Consider the following 862-nt stretch of genomic DNA (forward strand, 5'->3'; position numbering starts at 1 on the left):
TAACTCGTTCGGTATCGCAGGCTCTTTGCGTCGGGACATATCGGGTCTCCTTCTTCCCCTTTATGCCCGCCCGCACACGAAATTCCTGACACTCCCCCGGCCGGGGATCGACATCGCCATTCCCAGCTTCTGCGACAAGAGCAGCATCGCGATCTGCCGGCGCTACGGCTTCATCCGACGCGGCAAGGTCACCGATGGTGCCCGCTTCGACGGGCGGATGCTGCGCGACGTGGTGACCCGCGACAACACCGCCTCCGACGTCTGGGCCGATACGGCGTATCGCAGCCGCGCCAACGAGGCCTGGCTGAAATCGATGGGCCGGGTCAGCCGCATCCATCGCAAGAAGCCCTGGGGCAAACCGATGTCGCCGCGCACCGCCGGGGCCAACGCGAAACGTTCCGCCGTTCGCGCCCGTATCGAGCACGTCTTTGCCCGGCAGAAGGATCAGATGGGGCTGTTCATCCGCACCATCGGCATCGCCCGCGCCGAGGTGAAGGTCGGCCTCGCCAACCTTGCCTACGACATCGACCGCCTGATCTTCCACGAACGGCGCGCCGCCATGGGATAGCGGCGCCCGGCGCAGACGCTTCATGGTAACGAACAACCAAAAACCGATCTTCAGACCCCCAGCGATGTAGCCAGCGACCTCGTCAGCCCGCCGTCACCGCTGGGCAGCAGGTTGATAGAGGTGCCCGATCGCCCCAGTCCGACAACCGCCTCAAATGCTCCGATAGACCGAACAATCCCGCCTGACGCATCCCCCGTGACGTGACCCCGGTCTTTCATCCAGCGGCAACCAGAGACCGACCGTGGTTTTCGCGCATAAGCGCAGGTGAAGCAACGGGCGGGGTTAACCCCGCCC

The 862-nt window shown here is 64.6% G+C and carries 1 protein-coding gene; it reads left to right on the plus strand.

Annotation, left to right across the window (positions count from 1 at the left end; genetic code table 11):
* On the plus strand, window positions 1-568 hold a 568-nt coding region (locus SM191_RS19530; RefSeq protein WP_341507653.1), incomplete at its 5' end, for a transposase.
* Window positions 569-862: the final 294 nt, after the last annotated feature.

This window comes from Sphingomonas sp. 2378 (genome assembly GCF_038084995.1).
GTDB lineage: Bacteria > Pseudomonadota > Alphaproteobacteria > Sphingomonadales > Sphingomonadaceae > Sphingomonas.